The organism is Streptomyces africanus, assembly GCF_002150735.1.
Classification (GTDB): domain Bacteria; phylum Actinomycetota; class Actinomycetes; order Streptomycetales; family Streptomycetaceae; genus Streptomyces; species Streptomyces africanus.
In genome coordinates this window covers 1-1,236 of the sequence record NZ_MUKA01000531.1, presented here as the reverse complement: position 1 = coordinate 1,236, position 1,236 = coordinate 1, and the positions used below count along the sequence as shown (strand labels likewise).

The 1,236-nt window shown below is 72.7% G+C and carries 1 protein-coding gene; it reads right to left on the bottom strand.

Translation table 11 applies throughout. From position 1 onward, the window contains the following. Positions 1-845: Pvc16 family protein (locus tag CCL05_RS41500; RefSeq protein WP_244204591.1), on the bottom strand; the 845-nt coding region annotated here is incomplete at its 3' end. Positions 846-1,236 lie beyond the last annotated feature (391 nt).

Below are 1,236 nucleotides of genomic sequence, written 5' to 3'. Positions count from 1 at the left end.
GCGGCGGCCGTCCGCGGCTCCCGCACCTCGTGCGAACCGTGCGCTCCCATGTCGTCTCCTGCCCCCCTCGCTGCCATGTGCCGCCTCAGCTCTCCGCGTTCTCGCCGCCGGACTTGGTGTTCCTCGTCTCCTCGGCAGGGGACTTGGCGGTCTTCTTCGCGGTCCTGCGGGCACGCGCCGGAGCCTTCGCGGCGGCCTTCACCGGGGTCTTCGCGGGCGCCTTGGCAGGAGCGGCCTTCGCAGGGGGCGTGCCCGCGTCCCGCGCGGGCTCGGGCTCGNNTGCCCGGCACCGGGACCTCGCGGCCGTCGATGAACACCAGGGCGGCCTGGTAGACGACCGACAGCGTGTACGGCGTCTGGTGGAGCATCCCCCACAGTTTCGACGTCTCGTCGATGTCCATCACGGTGGGTGTGAACCGCACCCGCTGCACCGCCTCGGCCAGGTTGCTCCCGGACAAGTGGGCGCGTTCGCCGGCCAGTTCGATGATGTCCTTCGGCAGGACGGGGATCTCGTGCAGCGTGCGCACGACCGATCCGATGAGCCGCTGCCCGACCAGTTCCGCCTCCTCGCCGTAGGCGCTGATGAGGTAGTGCAGGTCGAGCGGCGCGGCCGCACGCCGGACCAGTGTGCCGTCGGCGGCACGGGTGGGCAGGTCGGTGTTGCGCTGTGAGGTGTTGGGCGTGACCTGGTACAGGAACACGGTGATGGTGGGCTCTGTCGGCGGGTCGGCCGGGGGCTTGCGCGGCTCGACCTTGACTGCGATGTCGATGTCCGGGGGCAGGTTGGTCTCGATGAGCAGGGCGAGGGCCTGGGTGACATGGGCGATGGCAAGTGCGTTACTCATGGCGTCGGTTCCTCGGTCCCTCTACTCCTGCTTGTCCCGCCGGTCCCTGTGCTCCTGCGTGTCCCGCCGGTCCCTCTGGTCCTGCTCGTCCCGCTGGTCCCGCAGGTCGCTCCCGTCGTCCTCACTCGCGCCCCCTGGCCAGGTAGTCCGCGAGGCTGACCGCGGCCNNGCGGCGGACACGGCGGCGGGGGAAGCGGCGTCCGTACCAGGGGGGGTTGGCACGGACGCCGCGTTCGTGGGGGCCGTCCGCTCGGTACGGCCCCGGTTCGCCGCGCGACGCGCGGTGTCGGGGACCGGCCGCGGCGCGGGGCCCGTCGGCGTGACGGGGCGCAGCAGCGGTCCTTCGGGCCCGGCCGGTGCGGGGGCCTGCTCGGTCCGTACGACCGTCCGC